General features: G+C 58.9%; 20 protein-coding genes. 10 read left to right on the forward strand and 10 right to left on the reverse strand.

Annotated features, from left to right (window positions below):
• Nucleotides 1-4 precede the first annotated feature (4 nt).
• The 4 genes from proB to rplU all read right to left on the reverse strand — a co-directional run bounded on the left by proB (nucleotide 5) and on the right by rplU (nucleotide 3,289).
• Nucleotides 5-1,123, reverse strand: a complete 1,119-nt coding sequence (proB, locus tag KW837_RS23715) for a glutamate 5-kinase (protein ID WP_063342477.1) — start codon at nucleotides 1,121-1,123, stop codon at nucleotides 5-7.
• Nucleotides 1,124-1,246: 123 nt separating this feature from the next.
• Nucleotides 1,247-2,470: an Obg family GTPase CgtA gene (cgtA, locus tag KW837_RS23720; RefSeq protein ID WP_218398805.1), complete on the reverse strand. Its 1,224-nt coding sequence runs from the start codon at nucleotides 2,468-2,470 to the stop codon at nucleotides 1,247-1,249.
• Between the two features lie 193 nt (nucleotides 2,471-2,663).
• Complete coding sequence (gene rpmA, locus KW837_RS23725; RefSeq protein WP_007901871.1) at nucleotides 2,664-2,939, reverse strand: 50S ribosomal protein L27; 276 nt, start codon at nucleotides 2,937-2,939, stop codon at nucleotides 2,664-2,666.
• Between the two features lie 35 nt (nucleotides 2,940-2,974).
• Nucleotides 2,975-3,289 (reverse strand): 50S ribosomal protein L21, encoded by a 315-nt coding sequence (gene rplU / locus KW837_RS23730; protein WP_007901869.1) that lies wholly within the window; start codon nucleotides 3,287-3,289, stop codon nucleotides 2,975-2,977.
• 240 nt (nucleotides 3,290-3,529) lie between these two features.
• On the opposite strand from rplU, the gene KW837_RS23735 reads away from it, so the two are divergent.
• The 3 genes from KW837_RS23735 to KW837_RS23745 all read left to right on the forward strand — a co-directional run bounded on the left by KW837_RS23735 (nucleotide 3,530) and on the right by KW837_RS23745 (nucleotide 5,487).
• Nucleotides 3,530-4,498: a polyprenyl synthetase family protein gene (locus KW837_RS23735; RefSeq protein WP_030129461.1), complete on the forward strand. Its 969-nt coding sequence runs from the start codon at nucleotides 3,530-3,532 to the stop codon at nucleotides 4,496-4,498.
• A gap of 183 nt (nucleotides 4,499-4,681) precedes the next feature.
• Nucleotides 4,682-5,023, forward strand: coding sequence for a zinc ribbon domain-containing protein YjdM (locus KW837_RS23740; RefSeq protein ID WP_218398806.1), 342 nt, complete (start codon nucleotides 4,682-4,684; stop codon nucleotides 5,021-5,023).
• 206 nt (nucleotides 5,024-5,229) lie between these two features.
• Complete coding sequence (locus KW837_RS23745; RefSeq protein ID WP_007901862.1) at nucleotides 5,230-5,487, forward strand: hypothetical protein; 258 nt, start codon at nucleotides 5,230-5,232, stop codon at nucleotides 5,485-5,487.
• A gap of 143 nt (nucleotides 5,488-5,630) precedes the next feature.
• Here the strand turns inward: KW837_RS23745 and KW837_RS23750 are convergent, their stop codons facing one another.
• From KW837_RS23750 to KW837_RS23760, 3 genes are all read right to left on the reverse strand, one after another.
• Nucleotides 5,631-6,248, reverse strand: a complete 618-nt coding sequence (locus KW837_RS23750; protein ID WP_007901858.1) for an FKBP-type peptidyl-prolyl cis-trans isomerase — start codon at nucleotides 6,246-6,248, stop codon at nucleotides 5,631-5,633.
• A gap of 130 nt (nucleotides 6,249-6,378) precedes the next feature.
• Nucleotides 6,379-6,675 (reverse strand): DUF6482 family protein, encoded by a 297-nt coding sequence (locus KW837_RS23755; RefSeq protein ID WP_007901853.1) that lies wholly within the window; start codon nucleotides 6,673-6,675, stop codon nucleotides 6,379-6,381.
• Between the two features lie 212 nt (nucleotides 6,676-6,887).
• Entirely contained in the window at nucleotides 6,888-7,376 is a 489-nt protein-coding gene (locus tag KW837_RS23760; protein WP_007901849.1) for a TIGR00645 family protein, read from the reverse strand.
• Between the two features lie 160 nt (nucleotides 7,377-7,536).
• On the opposite strand from KW837_RS23760, the gene KW837_RS23765 reads away from it, so the two are divergent.
• Nucleotides 7,537-9,366 carry a hypothetical protein gene (locus KW837_RS23765; RefSeq protein WP_218398807.1) on the forward strand — a complete coding sequence of 610 codons (1,830 nt, stop codon included), beginning with the start codon at nucleotides 7,537-7,539 and terminating at the stop codon, nucleotides 9,364-9,366.
• 5 nt (nucleotides 9,367-9,371) lie between these two features.
• On the opposite strand, the gene KW837_RS23770 is transcribed toward KW837_RS23765, so the two are convergent.
• Both KW837_RS23770 and KW837_RS23775 read right to left on the reverse strand, forming a co-directional pair.
• Nucleotides 9,372-9,713, reverse strand: a complete 342-nt coding sequence (locus tag KW837_RS23770; protein WP_007901845.1) for a hypothetical protein — start codon at nucleotides 9,711-9,713, stop codon at nucleotides 9,372-9,374.
• Nucleotides 9,714-10,031: 318 nt separating this feature from the next.
• Nucleotides 10,032-12,470 (reverse strand): Lon protease family protein, encoded by a 2,439-nt coding sequence (locus tag KW837_RS23775; RefSeq protein WP_123497091.1) that lies wholly within the window; start codon nucleotides 12,468-12,470, stop codon nucleotides 10,032-10,034.
• A 265-nt stretch (nucleotides 12,471-12,735) separates the two neighbouring features.
• On the opposite strand from KW837_RS23775, the gene KW837_RS23780 reads away from it, so the two are divergent.
• The 4 genes from KW837_RS23780 to KW837_RS23795 all read left to right on the forward strand — a co-directional run bounded on the left by KW837_RS23780 (nucleotide 12,736) and on the right by KW837_RS23795 (nucleotide 16,329).
• Nucleotides 12,736-13,224 (forward strand): DUF3015 domain-containing protein, encoded by a 489-nt coding sequence (locus tag KW837_RS23780; protein ID WP_007901840.1) that lies wholly within the window; start codon nucleotides 12,736-12,738, stop codon nucleotides 13,222-13,224.
• Between the two features lie 107 nt (nucleotides 13,225-13,331).
• Complete coding sequence (locus tag KW837_RS23785; RefSeq protein WP_218398808.1) at nucleotides 13,332-15,185, forward strand: DUF4105 domain-containing protein; 1,854 nt, start codon at nucleotides 13,332-13,334, stop codon at nucleotides 15,183-15,185.
• 222 nt (nucleotides 15,186-15,407) lie between these two features.
• Nucleotides 15,408-15,764, forward strand: a complete 357-nt coding sequence (locus KW837_RS23790) for a hypothetical protein (protein ID WP_218398809.1) — start codon at nucleotides 15,408-15,410, stop codon at nucleotides 15,762-15,764.
• A 70-nt stretch (nucleotides 15,765-15,834) separates the two neighbouring features.
• Complete coding sequence (locus KW837_RS23795; RefSeq protein ID WP_218398810.1) at nucleotides 15,835-16,329, forward strand: GreA/GreB family elongation factor; 495 nt, start codon at nucleotides 15,835-15,837, stop codon at nucleotides 16,327-16,329.
• Between the two features lie 177 nt (nucleotides 16,330-16,506).
• On the opposite strand, the gene ettA is transcribed toward KW837_RS23795, so the two are convergent.
• Nucleotides 16,507-18,171 carry an energy-dependent translational throttle protein EttA gene (gene ettA / locus KW837_RS23800; RefSeq protein WP_008072328.1) on the reverse strand — a complete coding sequence of 555 codons (1,665 nt, stop codon included), beginning with the start codon at nucleotides 18,169-18,171 and terminating at the stop codon, nucleotides 16,507-16,509.
• Nucleotides 18,172-18,452: 281 nt separating this feature from the next.
• On the opposite strand from ettA, the gene KW837_RS23805 reads away from it, so the two are divergent.
• Both KW837_RS23805 and glyA read left to right on the forward strand, forming a co-directional pair.
• On the forward strand, nucleotides 18,453-22,301 hold the full coding sequence (locus tag KW837_RS23805) for a bifunctional diguanylate cyclase/phosphodiesterase (protein WP_218398811.1): 3,849 nt from the start codon (nucleotides 18,453-18,455) through the stop codon (nucleotides 22,299-22,301).
• A 220-nt stretch (nucleotides 22,302-22,521) separates the two neighbouring features.
• Nucleotides 22,522-23,775: a serine hydroxymethyltransferase gene (gene glyA, locus KW837_RS23810; RefSeq protein ID WP_007895259.1), complete on the forward strand. Its 1,254-nt coding sequence runs from the start codon at nucleotides 22,522-22,524 to the stop codon at nucleotides 23,773-23,775.
• The last annotated feature ends 24 nt before the right edge of the window (nucleotides 23,776-23,799 follow it).

Raw genomic sequence — 23,799 nt, forward strand, 5'->3', positions numbered from 1 at the left:
TCCTTCAGACCAGAATCAGGTTATCGCGGTGAACCAGTTCCGGCTCCGCCATGTAACCCAGCAGACCGACAATCGCCTCAGACGACTGACCGATGATTTTTTGTGCTTCCAGAGCACTGTAGTTAGCCAGGCCACGGGCGATTTCACGACCGTCCGGCGCCACACAGACCACCATTTCGCCGCGACGGAAACTGCCCTGGACCAGTTTGACACCCACCGGCAGCAAACTTTTGTTGCCCAGGGACAACGCCGTCACCGCCCCCGCATCCAGCACCAGCGTGCCGCGGGTTTGCAGGTGCCCGGCCAGCCACTGCTTGCGCGCCGCCAGCATGCCACGCTCAGGTGACAACAAGGTGCCGATGCGCTCGCCAGCCTTGAGACGATCCAGCACGCGATCAATGCGCCCACCGACGATGATGGTGTGCGCACCGGAACGCGCTGCCAGACGCGCAGCGCGCAACTTGGTCTGCATACCGCCACGACCCAGCGCACCGCCCGTGCTGCCAGCCACCGCATCCAGCGCCGGATCATCGGCACGCGCCTCGTAAATCAGCTTGGCATCGGGATTGTTGCGCGGATCGGCGTCGAACATGCCGTCGCGATCGGTGAGGATCACCAGCAAATCGGCTTCGACCAGGTTCGCCACCAACGCTGCCAACGTGTCGTTGTCGCCGAAACGGATTTCGTCAGTGACCACGGTATCGTTCTCGTTGATCACCGGGATCACCTTGAGCTCAACCAGCGCGCGCAAGGTACTGCGAGCGTTCAGGTAGCGCTTGCGGTCGGACAAATCGTCGTGAGTCAGGAGAATCTGCGCGGTATGCCGGCCATGCTCGGCGAAGCTCGACTCCCAGGCCTGCACCAACCCCATCTGACCGATGGCGGCAGCGGCCTGCAACTCGTGCATTGCACTGGGTCGTACAGTCCAGCCCAAACGGCTCATGCCCGCCGCCACTGCCCCAGAGGACACCAGCACCAGCTCAACACCCGCCTCGTGCAGGGCAACCATCTGTTCGACCCAGACACCCATTGCCGCGCGATCCAGGCCTTTGCCGTCCGCCGTCAGCAAAGCGCTGCCGATCTTCACGACCCAACGCTGCGCACCTGTCACCTTGCTCCGCATCATCTTCAACCTTAGCTTGAGGACAGCACGACCCAGCGCTGCCCGTAACGTTATTCGTGACTACCGATTTCCAGATACTAAAACGCCGCTCTAATGAGCGGCGCTTAAGTTTATCGCAACGAATCAGTCACGCACGTAAATGATTTCCGGACCGTCTTCGTCATCCACATCCTCTTCGTCCCAATCGTCGTCACCGATGTCATGGACCGACTTCACGCCACTGCGACGCAGGGCACGCTGATCGTCCAGCGCCTGCAACTGCGCGCGCGCTTCGTCTTCGATACGCTGATCGAGCTCGGCCAGCTCTTCCTTGTAGGCCGGGTCGTTACCCAGACGATCGGCACGATCTTCCAGGTAACGCATGATGTCATGACAAAGACGCTCGGTGCCTTGCTTGGCGATCGCGGAGATCACGTAGACCGGACCGGTCCACTCCAGACGATCAACGATTTCCTTGACGCGAGCGTCGTGCTCTTCCTCAAGGATCTGGTCGCACTTGTTCAGCACCAGCCAGCGATCACGCTCAGCCAGGGACGGGCTGAACTTGGTCAGCTCGCTGACGATTACTTCAGCGGCATCCGGAGCACTGGTGTCATCCAGCGGCGCCATGTCGACGAGGTGCAGCAGCAGACGGGTACGCGACAAGTGCTTGAGGAAACGAATCCCCAGGCCTGCGCCGTCAGAAGCACCTTCGATCAGACCAGGAATGTCCGCCACCACGAAGCTTTTCCAGCGATCGACGCTGACCACACCCAGGTTTGGCACCAGAGTGGTGAACGGGTAGTCGGCGACTTTCGGCTTGGCGGCCGATACCGAGCGAATAAAGGTACTTTTGCCAGCGTTCGGCAAACCGAGCAGACCGACGTCCGCCAACACCTTCATTTCCAGTTTCAGGTCGCGCTGCTCACCCGGTTTGCCCGGCGTGGTCTGGCGCGGCGCCCGGTTGGTGCTGGATTTGAAACGAGTGTTACCCAGACCGTGCCAGCCACCATGAGCCACCAGCAGGCGCTGGCCGGCCTTGGTCAAGTCGCCGATCACTTCCTGAGTCGCGGAATCGATAACGGTAGTGCCAACTGGAACGCGCAGCACCAGCTCCTCACCTTTCTTGCCGGTGCAGTCAGTGCTGCCGCCGTTGGAACCACGCTCGGCATCGAAGTGCCGGGTGTAACGGTAGTCCACCAGGGTGTTGAGGTTTTCGTCGGCGACCATGTAGACCGAACCGCCATCACCGCCATCACCACCGTTCGGGCCGCCGTTTTCAATGAATTTTTCGCGACGGAAGCTCATGCAACCGTTGCCGCCGTCCCCGGCCTTTACTCGAATCGATACTTCATCAACAAACTTCATAACAAAACGCCTCTCGCCATACGGACGAGCCGAAAAAACCTAGACATAAGACTCTTGCAAAAATGAGCGCAGCGACCTCAATCAACGACCGCCAATACAGCGCTGGAGCCCATCACAAACAGCTTTGCAAGAGACTCACCCCACAAACGAAAAAGCCCCGTCGCAAGACAGGGCTTTTCCAGCAACTACGTAATTATGCCGCGACGACGTCAGTCTTCGGGACAATGCTTACGTAACGACGACCGAAGGCGCCTTTTACTTCGAACTTGATCACGCCGTCGATTTTAGCGAACAGAGTGTGATCTTTGCCCATGCCAACGCCGTAGCCAGCGTGGAATTGGGTGCCGCGCTGACGCACGATGATGTTGCCCGGAATGATAACCTGGCCGCCATACATCTTCACGCCAAGGCGTTTGGCTTCTGAGTCGCGACCGTTACGGGTACTACCACCAGCTTTTTTGTGTGCCATGAGTTCAATTCTCCTAGTGAGGAATTAGGCTGAAATTAAGCCTGAATACCGGTGATTTTGATCTCGGTGTACCACTGGCGGTGGCCCATACGCTTCATGTGGTGCTTACGGCGACGGAACTTGATGATGCGGACTTTATCGTGACGACCTTGGGAGATCACTTCAGCCACAACGGTAGCGCCAGGAACAACTGGAGCGCCGATATTCACGTCGTCGCCATTGGCAACCAACAGAACGCGATCAAAAGTAACGGATTCGCCGGTAGCGATTTCCAGTTTTTCGATCTTCAGGTATTCACCTGGAGCAACTTTGTACTGCTTGCCACCAGTAACGATTACTGCATAAGACATGGTATTTCTCCGATAATCCTGCTCACCCAGCTCTTTATAAGAAGAGGTATTGGCTGGCATGGCTGCATAAGGCTGGAAGGCCTGTTTGCAATTGCGTAAGGCAGGTGCTGCCCAGGAAGTTCAGGGTGCGCGATTGTACGCAAGCTTCCGGGGCGATGCAAGAGGCTGTCCATCGCGCCTTGACAGGCCCGGACGTGGGTCCTAGCATGCCGCGCAACCCTTCTGGAGCAACTGTCGCTGATGCAACCCCAAGCTTTCTACCGCGCGGTGGCGGACGATTTTAGCGCCGTCGACGGCATCATCAAGAAACAGCTGACTTCCCGAGTGCCGCTGGTATCGAAAATCGGCGACTACATTACCTCGGCTGGCGGTAAACGCCTGCGCCCGTTGCTCGTGCTGCTGTGCGGCAAGGCACTCGGCCGTGAAGGCGATGACCTGCGCCTGTTGGCCGCGACCATCGAGTTCCTGCACACCGCCACCCTGCTGCACGACGACGTCGTCGACATGTCCGGCATGCGCCGTGGCCGCTCGACCGCCAACGCCATGTGGGGCAATGCGCCGAGCGTGCTGGTGGGCGACTTCCTGTATTCGCGCTCCTTCGAAATGATGGTCGAACTGGGCTCCATGCCGGTGATGAAGATCCTTTCGCAAGCCACGCGCATCATCGCTGAAGGCGAAGTGTTGCAACTGTCAAAGGTCCGCGACGCCAGCACCACCGAAGAAACCTACATGGAAGTCATCCGCGGCAAAACCGCGATGCTCTTCGAAGCCTCGACCCACAGTGCCGCGGCCCTGGCCGGCGCCTCGCCGGAACAGAGCGAAGCACTGCGCACCTTCGGCGATCACCTGGGGGTGGCCTTCCAATTGGTCGACGACCTGCTGGATTACCGCGGCGATGCCGAAACCCTGGGCAAGAACGTCGGTGACGATCTGGCCGAAGGCAAACCGACGCTGCCGCTGATCTACACCATGCGCGAAGGCACTCCTGAGCAGGCCGCACTGGTTCGTCAGGCGATCCAGAAAGGTGGCATCGAAGATCTGGAAAGCATTCGCGAAGCTGTTGAAGCTTCTGGCTCGCTGGATTACACCGCGCAACTGGCCCGCGATTATGTGGCCCGTGCGATCAAGTGCCTCGACGCCCTGCCCGCTAGCGAATACCGCGATGCGTTGGTTGAGTTGAGTGAGTTCGCGGTCGCCCGCACGCACTAACTAACGCGCGCCCTGTAGGAGCGAGGCTTGCCCGCGAATGCGGTGTGTCAGTCACATTGGTGTCGACTGGTAGATCGCATTCGCGGGCAAGCCTCGCTCCTACAAAATCATGTGTCGCCCCCTCCCCTGTATAAACCCTATATAATGTGCGCTTTTTAGCCATCCTGAATCCAAGGAGCTTTAGTGAGCACGCTGCCACCCTGCCCAAAATGCAATTCCGAATACACCTACGAAGACGGCACCCAGCTGATCTGCCCAGAGTGCGCCCACGAGTGGTCCGCCGGTGGCGAAGCCGAAGTGGCTTCCGATGACACCGTGAAAAAGGACTCGGTCGGCAATGTCCTGCAGGACGGCGATACCATCACCGTGATCAAGGACCTCAAGGTCAAAGGCACGTCGCTGGTGGTCAAGGTCGGCACCAAGGTCAAGAACATCCGCCTGTGCGATGGCGACCACGACATCGACTGCAAGATCGATGGCATCGGCCCGATGAAACTCAAATCCGAGTTCGTCAGAAAAGTCTGAATCTGCTGCATTCCATCCCGCGCCCGGCGTGGGATGGTGCTTCGCCCTTCCCCGAATCACCCAGCATTCCCGCGCAATAGCCAAACGCCAGTCGTTTTGACACTCAGCAATTTCCCCACAGAAAAAAACACAAACCGCCAATAGGCCCTTGCTATTTGATGAATAAGAATTATTCTCATTGAAACCCGTCAATGGAGATGAGACTCATGACTTATTTGATCGATGCCTGGCTGGACCGCCCACACCCCTACCTCAGAATCCTGCATCGGGAAACCGGGGAAGTCTGTGCGGTGCTTGAAGAAGAAGCCTTGAACGAGCTACAGGATCAGGGTGATCTGGACGTCAACGGTTTAAGTTCCAGCGAGCCGGTGGTGCTCAAGGAACTGGTGCGCAATCTGTTTCTGTTCTGCTATGCCCGGGCGTTGCGCCCGACGAGTGAGCTGCACAACAAGATCGAACTATGAAAATGCAACATGTCGGAGCGAGCCCTGTGGGAGCGGGCTTGCTCGCGAAGAGGTCATGACATTCAACATCATCGCTGAATGACACACCGCCTTCGCGAGCAAGCCCGCTCCCACATGACCGAGCCCGTTCCGACACCCAGGTCTTACAGAACGTCGAGCAGTTCGACGTCGAATACCAGTACGCTGTGCGGCGGAATGCTGCCAACGCCTTGAGCGCCGTAAGCCAGTTCGCTCGGCACGTACAGACGCCATTTGCTGCCGGCGTTCATCAGTTGCAGGGCTTCGGTCCAGCCAGCGATAACGCCGCCTACCGGGAATTCTGCAGGCTGACCACGATCGTAGGAGCTGTCGAACACAGTGCCGTCGATCAGAGTGCCGTGGTAGTGGGTGCGCACTTGATCTTCACGGGTTGGCTTGGCGCCTTCACCTTGAGTCAGCACTTCGAATTGCAGGCCGGAAGCCAGCGTGGTGATACCTTCGCGCTTGGCGTTTTCAGCCAGGAAAGCCAGGCCTTCGCCAGCAGCGGCTTCAGCCTTGGCTGCTGCTTCGGCTTGCATGATTTCGCGGATCACCTTGAAGCTGGCGGACATTTCTTCCTGACCCACACGGCTTGGCTTGCCGGCGAACGCGTCGGTCAGGCCAGCCAGGATTGCGTCCAGGCTAACGCCCGGAGGCGGGTTGTCACGCAGCTGGTCGCCCAACTGACGGCCAATGCCGTAGCTGACGCGGGTTTCGTCGGTAGACAGATTTACTTCGGACATGACACTGCTCCGTTGTGCGGACGGCCCTGGAACTTGCCGTGCATGCACAGCGCATCCCGGAGCGCCCGGAATCAAAAGGGCGAGCAGACTAGCACAGATGCCGTCACGTTGATGAGCCGTGTCGGCCCTGTCACGCGGAACGGAAAGTGATCGGTACCTTCAGGCTTTCCTCGGTGCTGGCACCACACATTTCATCCTGAACCGAGGTATGCACGACGTTGAACGACAACTTGGGAAAGGCATGAAGCACTTCACGCGCATGCTCGACCGAGCGCAGATGCAATATCTCGCCGTGCGCATCGCGCAATGGATGCCCCGCGCCATGCATCCGTGCCTCCAGCACGTAAAACACGCCTTCCATCGAGATCAGGTTCAGCTCATCGACCTTTCCGGCGACGGCATACGCATTCAGCTCTTGCAGGTTCATGAGCGCACCTCAGGTATTGGCGAGCCAGGACCTCTACATGGATATGCCTCGGCGGGCCAAAGTACAAGCTACAGACGGCACCACCCGTCTGTTTCACACCGTTTCTTGTAGGAGCGAGGCTTGCCCGCGAAGGCGGCGTAACAGGCAACACCTATGTCGACTGACACGGCCTCTTCGCGGGCAAGCCTCGCTCCTACAAAGAATTGTGCAGATCAGTGCTTGGTCAGCTTGTCCAGATAGCCCATGGCAAACGCCGACACCACGAAGGTCATGTGAATGACCACGTACCACTTCAAATGCTCGGGATCGACGTTCTTGGCGTCCATGAAGATCCGTAGCAGGTGGATCGACGAAATCGCCACGATGGAAGCTGCGACCTTCATCTTCAACGAAGACGAATCCATGGTGCCCAGCCAGTTGAGCTTTTCCTTGCTGTCGTCGATATCCAGCTGAGAAACGAAGTTTTCGTAGCCAGAGATCATCACCATCACCAGCAAGCCGCCCACCAGCGCCATGTCGATCAACGACAGCAGTACCAGAATCAGGTCCGACTCGGCCATCGAGAACACGTTAGGAATGACGTGGAAGACTTCCTGGAAGAATTTCAGTGCCAACGCCAGCAAGCCCAGGGACAAACCGAAATAGATCGGCGCCAGTAACCAGCGGGAGGCGTACATTGCATTTTCGATAAAGCGTTCCATTGAATCTCACACAAGGGGCTGGAAATGGCGGCGAGTATAACAGCCACCTGTTACACCCAGAAACCGCCGGAAAATCCGTAACCTGCGTGTGTGTGACAAAGTTTTTCTGCTAGTGTCCAGATGATTGACAGGTCAGCGACGTCGGACAGGAAAACTGGAAATGGATGTGCGATTGCCGTTAACGAGTGCCGGGCTTTGCTTCGCATTGTTGCTCGGTGGCTGCTCACCCAGCGATGAGAAACGCCAGGTCAGCCTCGAAGAAAAGATCGCACAGTTCGAACAATCCCTGGAGACGATCGAGGACCCCAAACTCAAGGATGCCGTAGCCGAGCTAGGCGGTTCCCTATTGTTACTCGAGCGTGCACAACTCAAACTCGACACCAAACCAGTGGTCACCGAATACGGCGAAGACGCCCTCGCCGTGCTCAAGCACTACCCCACACCCCAGGCCCTGGTCGACACCTACATTAACGGTCTGTTCGTGCTGCACAAGGAGTCCAGCTCGGATTATCTGACCGATCTGCAACCGGTATTCCCCTTCAACTTCAACATTCCGGGCGCGTTCCTTTTTCCTCATGGACTGGAATGGCAATCGGTGACCCTGAGCAACAAGCGCGTCATCGCGTTCCAGCCGGAATGGTCGGAAACCGATCCCGGCATTCAGCTGAGCCCGTCGAGCTCCAACCTGACCAACCCCGATGATTTGACGGTGACCTACCCCTTCATCGAAGGCCTGGAGGTGGACAAGAAGAACCAACCACAACCGGTGAGCCTGCAAAGCAAGGTGGAAGTCATCGCCCCACGCCGACTCTACAGTTTCGACCTGACGAAAAAGGACGTCGGCCAGACTCGCACCAACGACAATCTCAGTGTCACCTTATTGAAACTGGGCAATAACTACGCCGAAATCGAATTCAGTAACAGCGCGCCGCTGGCCCCCGAGATACGTGACATATCACTCACCCCATTGATCGTTCAGGCCAGGGACGCCACCGGGCAATTCCTCTCTCGTTCAGGTGCGATCAACGAAACCGCCGCGCAAATTGCGTTTTATCAAAAACAGCTGGCGCAGATGCAACAGCAGAAGGCCTGGAGCGAAGCGTTCGAAAAACAGCTCGATGACGAGCAGCGCGCGTTTGAACAACAACAAACCCGGCATTACACCAAGGTCTACTTCAACGGCCCGATCGACACCATCGAAGCGAGCCTGCTGGACTTCTCGGCGGTCACGGTGACCCACAAGGACCTGAACCTGCCGATACGCCGCTTCGACCCGCACACCACGGAAAAAACCATCCAGCCGCTGACTTTGCCGGTTGTGGTGTATGACGACCAGGCTGCGACTTGGCTCAAGGGCGCAACGTTGAGCGAGGAGCAACTGAAAAAAAGCATCAGCATCAGTCAGTCGGTCGATGAACCAAGTGCCGCCCGCATCGAATTCAATCACCCCAGAAGCTTCAATGACGAACTGCTCGGCACCTCTTTCAATCCCGGCGAAAGCCCGGTGACGTTCTTTACCCAAGACCGCAATGGCCAGCGCGATGGGCCGATAGAGCTGCCGCCGGAGGCGTATGAGGTCGATCCGATCCGCGGCGCCATCACCTATGATCTGAACCTGTTTCCGGAAACACCGGCCTACGCCGTGGGCTCCATGCCGCACTTTCTGGCGACTATCGACCAGCAAACATACGACGCCCGCCAGTTGCCAAAAGGCCTGGAGTTCAAAGGGAATGCATTGGTGGTGGATTTGAAACTGTTTCCCGCCCAGGACTGGCGTTTTTTCGCCAAGGACGACAGCGGCAATTATTTGAAAGAGATTCTGTCGGTCAGTCACGACGCGAGCGCGCAAGGCCCGGCGTTATTTGCAGTGCATTACTTCTATGGCCAGCCCACACGTCTGGAAACTTATCAGCGAACCAACCTCACCACCGTGCAATATGGGTTTGAGGTCAAACTCGACAAGGCTGAGCCAGGCAGCCTTGATCAATAGCCTGTTCAGTGCTCGGGCCGAAACTCGGGTCCGCTAAGGTTGCGGTAACGACCACCATTGATCTCTCGCAACTGGGCTTGCAGATGCAGGCACCAGATTTGCGGGTCGTCGGCCAGTTCGTAACCATGCAAGGTCAGACTTTCAACGATGGTGTCGAGGATCGATTCCGCCACGACCGGCCCACGGAACGGGCCTTGGGCCTTGATGGCAGAAGGCTGCTCGCCGGCCATTCCGGCGGCGAAGAGCAAGGTCCACATGCCCGTATCTCCCGCCAGCGGGCGGATAGCACATTCGATACGGGTCACAAGGCCCAGGCATTGACGGGTGAGACAGAGGTTGCGCGACATGGCGGCGACCCTCGGTAGATCCGGTATTCAGCCTCCACGGGAAGGCTGTCTCGATCCAGTGATTACTGTCGATATCCTTGAGCAGATAATAGAAGAAAAGTCTGGCTCGCACGCGAACCAGAATCAGAAGGTGCCGAGTGGTCACTGCGTGAATTCTTGACGCCATTTTGATGGCGCTCTTTTGCATTGAATACAGTCTGCAAAACACTACAGAACCTGTGGGAGCGGGCTTGCTCGCGAAGGCGGCATAACAGTCGACATTGATGTTGAATGTTAGTCAGTCTTCGCGAGCAAGCCCGCTCCCACATGGGGGTTGTGTCAGGCCGGTTTGATTTCCAGCATCGCTTCCTGTGCCAACTCCTTTTCGGCTTCCTTGAGGTCTTCCTCGCTGATCATTTCCGCAATCACCCGCAAGCGTTCCACTACCCGCGCGTTGATGCTGCCTTCAGGGAATGCGCCATTCTCATCCGGCGCGCCGGCAGGCTCGCCGACCAACAGGCTCAGAGCCTCGTCGGCCTGGCGCACCGCGTAGACATGGAACTGCCCCGCGCGCACCGCCGCCAGCACCTTTTCGTCGAGCATCAGCGTGGCAACGTTGGCCTGAGGAATGATCGCCCCTTGCTCCCCCGTCAAACCACGGGCTTCGCAGAGCCGGAAGAAACCTTCGATCTTCTCGTTGACCCCACCCACCGCCTGCACTTCACCGAACTGATTGATCGAACCGGTAATCGCGAAACACTGCTTGAGCGGGGTTTTCGACAAGGCCGAGATCAGCGTGCACGCCTCCCCCAGAGACGCGCTGTCACCGTCGACATAACCGTAGGACTGCTCCAGGGCGATACTCGCGGAAATCGCCAGCGGAAATTCCTGGGCATAACGGCTGCCCAGATACCCGGTAAGGATCATCACGCCTTTGGAGTGGATCGGCTGACCGAGGTTGACCTCGCGCTCGATGTCGACGATGCCGCTGCCGCCTGGATAAACCGTGGCGGAAATCCGCGCCGGAATCCCGAAGGCCGAATCGCCGACTTCCAGTACCGTCAGCCCGTTGCACTTGCCAACAGCCGCGCCATCGGTGTCGATCAGAATGATCCCGGCCAGCATGTCATCGAGAATCCGCGCCGAAACACGCCCGGTACGGGTGGCCTTGGCCTTGAGCGCACGCTCGATGTGCCCGGCGTCGGTCATGTCGTCACCCGCCAGGTCACGAATGAAATCCGCCTCGCTGACCAGTTGGAACAGATCGCCGATCCGCGCCGACAAACGTCCCTGATGTTCTGCCAGACGCGCGCTGTAAGTCGCCAGACGCGCCACCGCATCGGCGGTCAGCGGCGCCATGCCTTCCTCGGACGTACGGGTTTTGAGCAACTGGGCGAACTGCTCCAGGCTCTCGTCGACCATCGGGATGTCTTCGTCGAAATCCACCAGGACGCGGAACATCTCCTGGAAGTCCGGATCGAGGTCTTGCAACGTGTAGTAGAGCTGTCGGGCGCCGATGATGACGACTTTCACCTGCAACGGAATGTGTTGCGGTGTCAGCGTCACGGTGGCCAGCCGGCCCAACTCACCCAGAGGCGATTCCATTTTCAGCTTGCGCGATTGCAGGGCGCGTTTGAGCGCATCCCAGACAAAAGGCTCACTGAGCATTTTTTCCGCTTCGAGAATCAGGAAACCGCCGTTGGCCCGGTGCAGCGCACCCGGTCGCAGCTGCCGATAGGTGGTGTAGAGCGCGCCCTGATCGGTGCTGTATTCGATGCGTCCAAACAGGTTGTCGTAGGTCGGATGCGGCTCGAACACCACGGGCGCGCCGCCACTGAACGGATGACCGACCACCAGGCTGGGGGCGTATTGCTCTTCCAGTAGCTTGCGGGCGATGGCGTCGGTCTTGCTGTCGTCCACCAGTTGCTCGACCACCGTCTTGAGCAGGTACACCTGCATCGCTTGCAGGTAACCGCAAACGCCGGCGTTTTCCGCGTACTTTTCCGACAGCGGAGCGAGCAATGGCTGCAAGGCCAGGGTGATGGTTTCTTCGTTGAGCTGACGCAGTTGATTGCTCGACTCGCGCTTCCATTGCGGCAGGCTGGCGAGTTCTTCGTTCAACCGCTCTTCCAGCCCGGCAATGTCGTCATGAAAACGTTCGCGCTCGGCTTCCGGCAACTGGGCGAACTCAGCCTCATCCAGTGCCTTGCCTTCGCTCATCGGGGTGAAGGCGATGTTGCTGCTGTCGCGGTAGAGCGCGACCTCTTTCTCCAGCGCCAGACGCTCGATCACATCCAGTGCACGGTCATAACGCTGGTTGAAAGCGCGGTCGATGGCGCTTTTCTTCTGCTGATAGGACGGGTGCTCGAACACGGCCGGAAAGGTCGCCAGCAGGTTGTCGATCAAACCGTTGATGTCACCGATGAAAGCACCGGCGGTGCCCGACGGCAATTCCAACGCACGAGGCTCGCGCGGCTCATCGAAATTATTGACGTAGACCCAGTCAGCCGGGGTCTGCAGGCGCTTGCCTTCGGCCTTGAGGTAGCGTTTGACGAACGAAAACCGGCCGGTGCCGGGCTCGCCCATGACGAATACGTTGTAACCGGGGCGTGGCATGGCCACACCGAACTGCAAGGCTTCGACCGCGCGTTCCTGGCCAAGCACACCGCGGAAGGGCTCCAGATCATTGGTGGTAGAGAAGCTGAACTGTTCAGCGGAAAACGGACGGGTCAGCGCTTCAGGCGCTAGACGCAAGCTGGCAGCAACAGGATCAGGCATCGGGCTTCCTTACATCAGGCGGGGCAGATAGCGGCATTCTGGCGCTGCCCGTACCTCACTGGCAAGGCGCGCGCTTAGACAAAGCGCCAACCCCGGGCCGAGCAGCTCAAAATCAATGTTTTCAACGAATGTTTCGCAAAAAGTAACGGAACCCCCGGAACGTGCCTAAACTCCAAACTGCGCGGCTGGAACGAATAACCGGCCCACTGGCACCATTAGGGGCCAGCACCCTGTCCATTGGTATGCACACAAAGAGAACATAGCTATGAAACGGATTCTTCTCGGTACTCTCTTCACCGCTGTATCCATCAACGCCATGGCTCAGGCGCCAGGCGGTCCGGACTGCGGTTGGGGCAACATGCTGTTCGAAGGTCAGCGTGGCACCCCGGCACACTTCCTGGCATCCACCACCAACGGCACTTCCGGTAACGCAACGTTCGGTATGACCTCCGGTACCAACGGTTGCTCGACCAATGCGTCGCTGACCTATGGCGGCAAATCCTGGATCGCCATGAATGGCATGATGAACGAGCTGTCCGAAGACATGGCTAAAGGTCAGGGCGAAGCGCTGACCACTTACGCCGTGGTACTGGGCGTGGCGCCGGAAGACCGTGCGCACTTCGCCGCTGTGACTCATCAGCACTTCCAGCAGATCTTCAGCAAAGCTGACGTGACCGCTGATGACGTGCATACCAACACCCTGGCCGTGCTGAAAAGCGACCCTCGTCTGGCCAAGTACGCTACTCAAGCTTAAGCTCGATACACCCCGCTCCTTTTGGGGAGCGGGTTTTATTTTTTGACCTGTCGTGCTTTGGGTCTTTCCTCCGATCTCTTTTTTTTCGAAAAGCTAAGTTGCTCACTATGCTCAAACGCCTTGCCTGGCTGGCGCTCTGTGTCTGCGCCCCGCTGTCCGCCGCGCCACATATCGACAATCAACGTTTGCAGCAACTGGCCAACGACCCCTTCTGGATTTCCCTGGGGCATTACGAAACCGCCAAGCTCGGTGGCTGGCGCAGCTATGTCAGCGACAAGAAATTCTTTCTCGCCCCCGATGGCAACGAACACCCCGACCGTGAACTGGCGGCGACCGTGCAGGCACTGTATGCCCCGGCCAGTGCTGGTGAGCAGCATGCCCAATGCGTCTATCCGGCCCGCACCCGCTGGCTCAAGGCGCAACTGGCGCTCAGCGATCTGCCGACACCGGACTGTGCTGAGTTCAAGCAATGGTTCAAGGATGTTGCGCCCCACAGCGCGGTGATGATTTTCCCGGCGGCCTACCTGAACAGTCCATCGTCGATGTTTGGTCACACCTTGCTGCGCATCGATCAGGCCAATGTGCAGAGTGACAAGACATCGCTGCTCAGTTACGCGATCAACTTCGGCGCCTACATCGAAGGTTCGGACAACAGCATTCTGTATGCCTGGAAAGGTCTGATGGGTGGCTATCCCGGGCTGTTCGCGTTGGTGCCGTATCAGGAAAAGCTCTCGGAATACCGTAGCCTCGAGAACCGCGATCTGTGGGAATACCGCCTGAACCTGACGCAGCAGGAAACCGAGCGCATGGTCGAGCACGTCTGGGAACTCAAGCAGATCCAGTTCGACTACTTCTTCTTCGACGAAAACTGTTCCTACCGCCTGCTTGAACTGCTGCAAGTGGCGCGACCGAGCCTGCAGTTGACCGAGCAATTCCCGTTGACCGCTATCCCTACTGACACGGTCAAAGCGGTGAAAGAAGCCGGGCTGGTGGAGTCGATCGAGTATCGCCCGTCCCGTGAGCGTGAACTGCTAAGCCGCGCCGAGCCATTAACCGTTGAAGAGCAGGCGTGGGTGCTGAACGTCAGCGCCGATCAGACGCAATTGCAGACTCCGGCGTTCAAGACCCTACCTCGCGACCGCCAGGCGTTGATCATCGATGGGGCTTATCGTCTGGAGCGTTATCGCGCCAACGGTCAGGAGCGTGACCCGCAACGGGCTCAACGCAGTTTCGAATTGCTGCGCGCAATCAATCAAAACCCGCCCCCGGAGCTGGAAATTCCGCAACCCGGCTTGCCCGAGGACGGTCACGAATCCCGCACCTGGCAGGCCGGCATCGGCACTCGAGGCGACAAGGCCTTCGGCGAATATGGCCTGCGCATGGCCTATCACGACCTCAATGACAACATGGAAAGCTTCCCCCTCGGCGCGCAGATCGAAATTCTGCAGATGAAGCTGCGCCAATACGAAGGCAATGACTGGCAGTTGCAGCAACTGGACCTGGCGACCATCCGCTCGCTGACGCCTCGCAATGAATTGTTGCAGCCGCTGTCATGGCAAGTCACCGGCGGCCTGGAGCGCGTACCGGGCAAGCATGATGACGAAACCCTGGTCAGCCATGTCAATGGCGGTGGCGGCGGGACCTGGCAGCTGGGTGACGACATGCTCGGTTTCGCCTTGGGCACCGTGCGTGTTGAGCATAACAACGACTTCGCGGGTTTCATCGCCCCGGCGGCGGGATTCAACAGCGGCCTGCTATGGAAAAACCCGCTGGGCAATTTCAGCCTGGAAGCCAAGGGTGATTACTTCACCAATGGCGAAGTGCGCCGCAGCATGAGCCTGAATCAGCAGTGGGAACTGTCGCGCAATCTGGGCGTGCGCCTGAGCGCCCAGCGCGAATTCAGCCACCTGGCTTCGCCCGAAAACGAAGTGATGCTGGAGGTGAAGTGGTATCACTACTGACGCAAATCCCTGTGGGAGCGGCGGTGCGGCGATCCGACTTGCTCGCGAAGGCGGAGTGTCAGTCAACATCGATGCCAACTGATACACCGCCTTCGCGAGCAAGCCCGCTCCCACAATTGAGTCCTTGTAAGCCCACAGATTAATCACAAGCCTTTCACATACACCCGACAAATCCGCTTCTAGACTTCCCTTATAGGCCGTTGAACGGCCCAGGAGTCCGGGATGTGGCGTTGCGTGGCTGTATTGGGGTTGTTGGTAGTGATCACGGGGTGCGAGTCGACCCACGGGGATCTGATCGCCAAGGGTTATCCGCCGGCATTCGCCGATGGCTTCGATGACGGTTGCAGCAGTGGCCGGCAAGCCGCTGGGGCGATCACCGGTGAGTTTCGCAAAAATGTCCCGCGTTACCTCAAGGACAAGCAATACGCCGAAGGCTGGACCGATGGCTTCCGTCAGTGCCAGGCCATGCGTGAAAACGAGGATCGCAACGAGTACAAGGACCGCCATTGGGACGAGCGCGAACGGGCCTGGCAACAAGAGAAAGACAGGGACGCCGCGCGAGCCTATCGCTCGCAATAAGTCGTTTACAGACATTCGTCGAAACTTAATGCCTGCGACCATGGCCCAAACCCTATAACGGGAGAACAGCATGAGTCGCGCCTTCGTCAATGAAGATAACGCCGCCGCGCAAGCCGATCAGCCAGTCGAACGGCAGGTCAGCGCGCAGCCCAATTACGTCACGCCAGCGGGCCTGGCGCAGCTTCAGGCAAAAGTTGCCGAGCTGCAAAGCCTGCTTGATCAGGAAAGCGCCAAAGGCGAACTGGCCGATAAGCAGCGCCAGGCCGACCTCGATCGCGACTGGCGCTATTTCAAGCAGCGCCTGCAAAGCGCCCAGGTGGTCGCACAAGCCTCCTCGACCGACAAAGTGCAGATCGGCAACTGGGTGACCTTTGCCGACGAACACGATCATGAGCAGCGCGTGCAATTGGTCGGAGAAGACCAGGCGGATGCCACCCATGGCTTGATCAATTGGAGCTCGCCGCTGGGTCGGGCGTTGCTCGGGGCGCAGGTGGGTGATGAAGTGCTGTGGAAGCGACCGGCGGGGGATTTGGTGATTGAGGTGTTGGCCATAGAGGCCGGGTGACCTTCAGACCGTCTTCGCGGGCAAGCCTCGCTCCTACAGGGTTGTGGTTATTATCAAAAATCTTCACAACCTGTAGGAGCGAGGCTTGCCCGCGAAGGCCTCGACTCGGTCTTACTGAAGACCCATAAAAAAACGGAGCCCCGAAGGCTCCGTTTTTTCTATGCGACCAACCTGAAATCAGGCCAGTTTCTTGTGCCGTACACGGTGCGGCTGGGAAGCCGCTTCGCCGAGGCGTTTCTTGCGATCGGCTTCGTACTCGGTGTAGTTGCCTTCGAAGAACACCGCTTGCGAGTCGTCTTCGTACGCCAGGATGTGAGTCGCGACTCGGTCAAGGAACCACCGATCGTGAGAGATCACAATGGCGGCGCCCGGGAAGTCCAGCAAGGCCTCTTCCAGGGAACGCAGGGTTTCAACGTCGAGGTCGTTGGACGGTTCGTCGAGCAGCAGGACGTTGCCGCCCTCTTTCAGGGTCAGGGCCAGGTGCAAGCGACCACGCTCACCACCGGACAGGTCCTTGACGAACTTCTGCTGATCGCCGCCCTTGAAGTTGAAGCGACCAACGTAGGTGCGCGACGGGATCTCGTAGTTGCCGATGCGAATCTGGTCGGAACCGTCGGAGATCTGCTGGAACACAGTCTTGCTGCCATCCAGGTCTTCACGGCTCTGGTCGACGCACGCCAGTTGTACGGTTTCGCCGACTTCGATGGAGCCCGAATCCGGTGTTTCCTTGCCCATCAGCATACGGAACAGGGTCGATTTACCGGCACCGTTACCGCCGATCACGCCAACGATGGCGCCTTTAGGCATGGAGAACGACAGGTTGTCGATCAACACGCGATCGCCGTAGCCCTTGCTGACGTTCTTGAACTCGATAACCTTGTCGCCCAGACGCGGACCGGCCGGGATGTAGATCTCGTTGGTTTCGCTGCGCTTCTGGAATTCCTGCGATTGCATTTCTTCGAAGCGTTGCAGACGAGCCTTGGATTTGGACTGGCGGGCCTTGGCGCCTTTGCGCACCCACTCCAGTTCTTCCTTCATGGCCTTTTCGTGAGCCGATTGCTGCTTGGATTCGGCCGCCAGACGATCGGACTTGGCTTCGAGCCAACCCGAATAGTTGCCCTCGTACGGGATACCGGCGCCGCGGTCGAGCTCGAGGATCCAGCCGGCGACGTTGTCCAGGAAGTAACGGTCGTGCGTGATCGCAACCACGGTGCCCGGGAAATCGTGCAGGAAGTGCTCCAGCCAGGCGACGGAATCGGCGTCCAGGTGGTTGGTCGGTTCGTCGAGCAGCAGCATGTCCGGTGCGGACAGCAGCAGGCGGCACAGGGCCACACGACGTTTTTCACCACCGGACAGGACTTCGACCTTGGCATCCCACGCTGGCAGACGCAGCGCATCGGCGGCGACTTCCAGTTGGCGATCCAGGTTGTGACCGTCGCTGGCTTGCAGGATGGCTTCAAGCTTGGCCTGTTCTGCCGCCAGTTTGTCGAAGTCGGCATCCGGTTCAGCGTAGGCCGCGTAAACCTCGTCCAGTCGCGCCTGAGCGTCCTTGATCACGCTGACCGCTTCCTCGACCACTTCACGCACGGTTTTGGTCGGGTCCAGAATCGGTTCTTGCGGCAGGTAGCCAATATTCAGGTCCGGCATCGGACGGGCTTCACCGTCGAACTCTTTATCGACGCCCGCCATGATTTTCAGCAGCGTGGACTTACCCGAACCGTTGAGACCGAGTACGCCGATCTTGGCGCCAGGGAAGAACGACAGCGAAATGTTTTTCAGGATTTCCCGCTTCGGCGGAACAACTTTGCCCAGCCGATGCATGGTGAAGACGTATTGAGCCATGGAGAACCTTGGGTCAGTGACTGATGAATGATTGGAGCGCAGGCAATGCCCGGCCAGGCCATGCGCGTCGTTCGTCTGATGGGTATCAAGGCGTGCGCGCTGAAAAAACCTCTAGGAGCTGGAACGCTCCCGCGTAACCGGCAAAGCTACCTTATTGATAGAAAGCAGTCCAGCCGAGCGGGACTGGCACTTCGCCACAACTCAAGGCATGCTAGCCGCCCTTCGGGCGTCCGGCTTATAGTGCACGTCGCGCCAGTCCAGCCAAACCGCAGGATTACAGTTTGTCTAATGTCTCTCCGCCATCGTCCGTGAGCGCACTCAATCCTGCGACCGGCTCGCCCCTGCGCGGAACCTTGAAGGGCGCGCTGGCAACCCTCGTGCTGTTGCTGCTCGCACTGCTGTTCTGGCAGCTGCTGGATCAGCTTCGCGAATCCCAGAAAAACCAGCGCCAGTACACCATCGACTATTCCGCCGATCTGGCTGCGCAAGTCAGCCTCAACATGGCGCTCAATGCCCAGATCGCCCTTAACCTGCTACCGATCATCGAACAACCGCAAAGTCCCGACGAACAGCAGGCGTTGCTGCGTAAACTGCAACAATCGCTGCCCGATTTGCGCAGCCTGGCGTTGCTCAGTCCCTCCGGAAAAATCCTCAGCGACAGCGCCGCCGACAGCCAGGATGCCAGTTACCTCGGCGAACTGGTTCAGCGTAGCCGCGCCCAGGCCCACTATTTCAGCAATGCCGACGACGGCTCAGTGGTGCATCTGCTCCTGCATCAAGCCAGCGGCAGCAGCCGCGGTTATTGGGCCCTGCGTCTGACACCGACGTTTTTCTCCTCATTGACCAAGCAGGGCGACGCCGGCATCCGCCCCCTGTGGCTGGTGGAAAACCGCATCAATCATCAGATCATCAGCCGCGATGACACCCAGCCCTCGGCCAAGCCGGCCGTGCTGACAGCCGACGAACTGGCCAACAGTGTGCTGACAGTCCCTCTGAGCAGCAGCGACTGGCAATTGCGCGGGTTGTTCGACCGCCAACGGGTGCTCGAACAACTGCTGCCGGCGTTCATCGGCAAATGCCTGCTGGGCCTGGCCTTTTCGCTGTTACCGTTCATCGCTCTGCTGAGCATTCGTCGCCGTCAACGCCTGTTGCATGAAGGCCGCCGACGCTATCAGGACATTTTCGAAGGTACCGGCGTTGCGCTGTGCGTGCTCGACCTGTCCGGACTCAAAAGTTTTTTCGACAAGGCTCAACTCAACAGCAGCGAGCAGTTGAAGGCCTGGCTCCAGACACCGGAGCAACGCCAGCAACTGCTGCAGGAACTGCGCATCACCGAGGTCAACCAGGTCGCCCTGCAATTGCTCAACGTCAATTCCTGCGATCAAGCCTGGAAACTGCTGATCGACGGCTGCCCATTGGACTGCACGGCCATCGGCAATCAAGTGCTCGAATCGGTGCTGCACCAGCAAAAACAGCTTGAGCTGGAAATCAAGCTCCAGGATGCCAATGGCCGTGACCAGCATTTGTGGCTGGTGCTGCGTCTGCCGGAAGATCAGGCCGACTACAAAGCGGTGATCCTGAGCATCAGCGACATCACCAGTCGCAAGCTCATCGAATTGTCGCTGCTGGAGCGTGAAGGGTTCTGGTCCGACGTGGTGCGCACCGTGCCGGATCATCTGTATGTGCAGGATGTGGTCAGCCAGCGGATGATCTTCAGCAACCATCACCTGGGGCAAACGCTGGGTTACAACCGCACCGAACTGCACCAGATGGGCGAGTACTTCTGGGAAATCCTGTTGCACCCCGAGGATGCCGACTACTACCACCGATCACGCCAGTCCCAACGTCACGCGGGTTACACCCAACTGATGCAATGCCAGCTGCGCTTCCGTCATCGCGATGGCAAATGGCGGCGTTTCGACATTCGCGAACAGGCCCTGGCGCGGGACAAACACGATCAGGTCACGCGCATCATTGGCGTGGCCAAGGACATCACCGAGCAGATCGAAGCCAGTGAGTCCCTGCGCGACAGCGAACAACGCTACCGGATGCTCGCCGAAAGCATCAGCGACGTGATTTTCTCCACCGACAGCAAGATGTCGCTCAATTACGTCAGCCCCTCGGTGCAAGCCGTGCTGGGTTTCGACGCCGACTGGATATTCCAGAACGGTTGGCAATCGACCATTGCCAACCCGCAACAACTGACCGGCATCTACAGTCTCATGGACCGGGTCAGCAAAGCGCTGGATAAGCCCGAGCAACTGGCGTTGCTGCGCAGTCAGGTGCAGACCCAGCTGTTTCTGTTCGACTGCCTGCGGGCCGACGGACGCAAGATTCCCATCGAGCTGCGTCTGGTGCTGGTCTGGGACGAACACGGAGCCTTCGAAGGTGTGCTCGGGGTCGGCCGCGACATCAGCCAGCAACGTCGGGCCGAAAAAGACCTGCGCATGGCTGCCACGGTATTCGAGCACTCGACCTCGGCGATTTTGATCACCGACCCGGCCGGCTATATCGTCCAGGCCAACGAAGCGTTCAGTCGCGTCAGCGGCTATGCGGTGGCCCAGGTCCTCGACCAGTTGCCGAATATGCTCACCGTCGATGAGCAGCAGGAAGCCCATCTGCGCTATGTGCTCAAGCAATTGCATCAGCACAGCACCTGGGAAGGCGAAGTCTGGCTCAAACGACGCAATGGCGAGCACTACCCGGCCTGGGTCGGAATTACCGCGGTGCTCGACGATGAAGGCGACCTGGCCAGCTACGTGTGTTTCTTCAGCGACATCAGCGAGCGCAAAGCCAGCGAGCAACGGATTCACCGGCTCGCCTATTACGACGCCTTGACCCACCTGCCCAACCGCACGCTGTTCCAGGATCGCCTGCACACCGCGCTGCAATCGGCTGAACGGCAGAAGTCCTGGGTGGTGCTGATGTTCCTCGACCTCGACCGTTTCAAGCCGATCAACGACTCCCTGGGCCATGCCGCCGGCGACCGCATGCTCAAGGAAATGGCCACGCGCCTGCTCGGTTGCGTCGATGATGACGACACCGTGGCACGCATGGGTGGTGATGAGTTCACTTTGCTGCTGCAACCGCGGGTCAACCGGGAGATCGCGTTGAACCGGGCGATTCACGTGGCCGAACAGATCCTCGCCAGCCTGGTGAAACCGTTCGTGCTCGAAGGCCGCGAGTTCTTTGTCACCGCCAGTATCGGCATCGCCCTGAGCCCTCAGGACGGCAGCGAACTCAGTCAGTTGATGAAGAACGCCGACACCGCGATGTACCACGCCAAGGAGCGTGGCAAGAACAACTTCCAGTTCTATCAGGCCGACATGAACGCCAGCGCCCTGGAGCGTCTGGAGCTGGAAAGCGACTTGCGCCATGCCCTGGAGCAAAATGAATTCGTGCTGTACTACCAGCCGCAATTCAGCGGCGATGGCAAACGCCTGACCGGTGCCGAAGCCCTGCTGCGCTGGCGTCACCCACGACGTGGCCTGGTACCGCCGGGGGATTTCATTCCCGTGCTCGAAGAGCTCGGGCTGGTGGTGGACGTCGGCGACTGGGTGATCAGCGAAGCCTGCCGTCAGCTCAAGACCTGGCATCAAACCAAAGTCCGGGTGCCGAAGGTTTCGGTGAACATTTCGGCCCGGCAGTTCTCCGACGGTCAGCTCGGCACGCGGATCGCCACCATCCTCAAGGAAACCGGCCTGCCGCCGGCGTGCCTGGAGCTGGAGTTGACTGAAAGTATTCTGATGCGCGAAGTCAGCGAAGCGATGCACATCCTCGCCGGGTTGAAAAACCTTGGCCTGAGCATTGCAGTCGACGACTTCGGCACCGGTTATTCATCGCTCAACTACCTCAAGCAATTCCCGATCGACGTGCTGAAAATCGACCGCACCTTCGTCGATGGCCTGCCCTCGGGTGAACAGGACGCGCAAATTGCCCGGGCGATCATCGCCATGGCCCATAGCCTCAACCTGGCAGTGATCGCCGAAGGCGTGGAAACCCACGAGCAGCTCGACTTCCTGCGTGAGCATGGTTGCGATGAGGTTCAGGGGTATCTGTTTGGCCGGCCGATGCCGGCGAGCCGGTTTGAGGCGCAGTTCAGCAATGATGCGTTGTTCATGTTTGATTGAGATTCAGCAGCGCCTGTCGTGACGCCTTCGCGGGCAAGCCTCGCTCCTACAGACGGTGCTATCCGTAGGAGCGAGGCTTGCCCGCGAAGAGGCCCGCACAAACACCGCAAATCCTGCGCATGAACACCACTTGTCTGCGACATGATGTCCTTTCATATGCCATCTAAAACCCATTGAGTTAGAATGCCCCCCTTTTCTGCCCCGATCCTTGAGGACCGCCATGTTCAGCCGTGATTTGACTATTGCCAAGTACGACGCCGACCTTTTTGCCGCCATGGAGCAAGAAGCTCAGCGCCAGGAAGAACACATCGAGCTGATCGCTTCGGAAAACTACACCAGCCCTGCGGTGATGGAAGCTCAAGGCTCCGTACTGACCAACAAATATGCCGAAGGTTATCCGGGCAAGCGCTACTATGGTGGTTGCGAGTTCGTCGACGTGGTTGAGCAACTGGCCATCGACCGCGCCAAAGAACTGTTCGGCGCCGATTACGCCAACGTTCAGCCACACGCCGGCTCCCAAGCCAACAGCGCCGTTTACCTGGCCCTGCTGCAAGCGGGCGACACCATCCTGGGCATGAGCCTGGCCCACGGCGGTCACCTGACCCACGGTGCCAGCGTTTCGTCCTCCGGCAAGCTGTACAACGCTGTTCAGTACGGTATCGATGCCAACGGCCTGATCGACTACGACGAAGTCGAGCGTCTGGCGGTCGAGCACAAGCCAAAAATGATCGTGGCCGGTTTCTCTGCCTACTCGCAGATCCTCGACTTCCCGCGTTTCCGCGAAATCGCTGACAAAGTCGGTGCCTACCTGTTCGTCGACATGGCTCACGTGGCCGGTCTGGTCGCCGCTGGCGTCTACCCGAACCCGGTTCCATTCGCTGACGTCGTGACCACCACCACCCACAAGACCCTGCGCGGTCCACGTGGCGGCCTGATCCTGGCTCGCGCCAACGCCGACATCGAGAAGAAGCTGAACTCCGCGGTATTCCCGGGCGCCCAGGGTGGCCCGCTGGAGCACGTGATCGCCGCCAAGGCGATCTGCTTCAAGGAAGCGCTGCAGCCTGAGTTCAAGGCCTACCAGCAACAAGTGGTGAAAAACGCCCAGGCCATGGCCGGCGTGTTCATCGAGCGCGGTTTCGACGTGGTGTCGGGCGGTACTCAGAACCACCTGTTCCTGCTGTCGCTGATCAAGCAGGAAATCTCCGGTAAAGACGCCGACGCCGCTCTGGGCAAAGCGTTCATCACCGTGAACAAGAACTCGGTACCGAACGATCCACGCTCCCCGTTCGTCACCTCCGGTCTGCGTTTCGGTACACCGGCAGTGACCACTCGCGGCTTCAAGGAAGCAGAGTGCAAAGAGCTGGCCGGCTGGATCTGCGACATCCTGGCAGATCTTTCCAACGAAGCGGTGATCGACGCCGTTCGTGAGAAAGTCAAAGCCATCTGCAAGAAGCTGCCGGTGTACGGCGCTTAATTGCCCCGCTAAACCGCAGCAATG

It is taken from the genome of Pseudomonas sp. PDM24 (assembly GCF_019218905.1).
In the GTDB taxonomy this organism is placed as follows: Bacteria; Pseudomonadota; Gammaproteobacteria; order Pseudomonadales; family Pseudomonadaceae; genus Aquipseudomonas.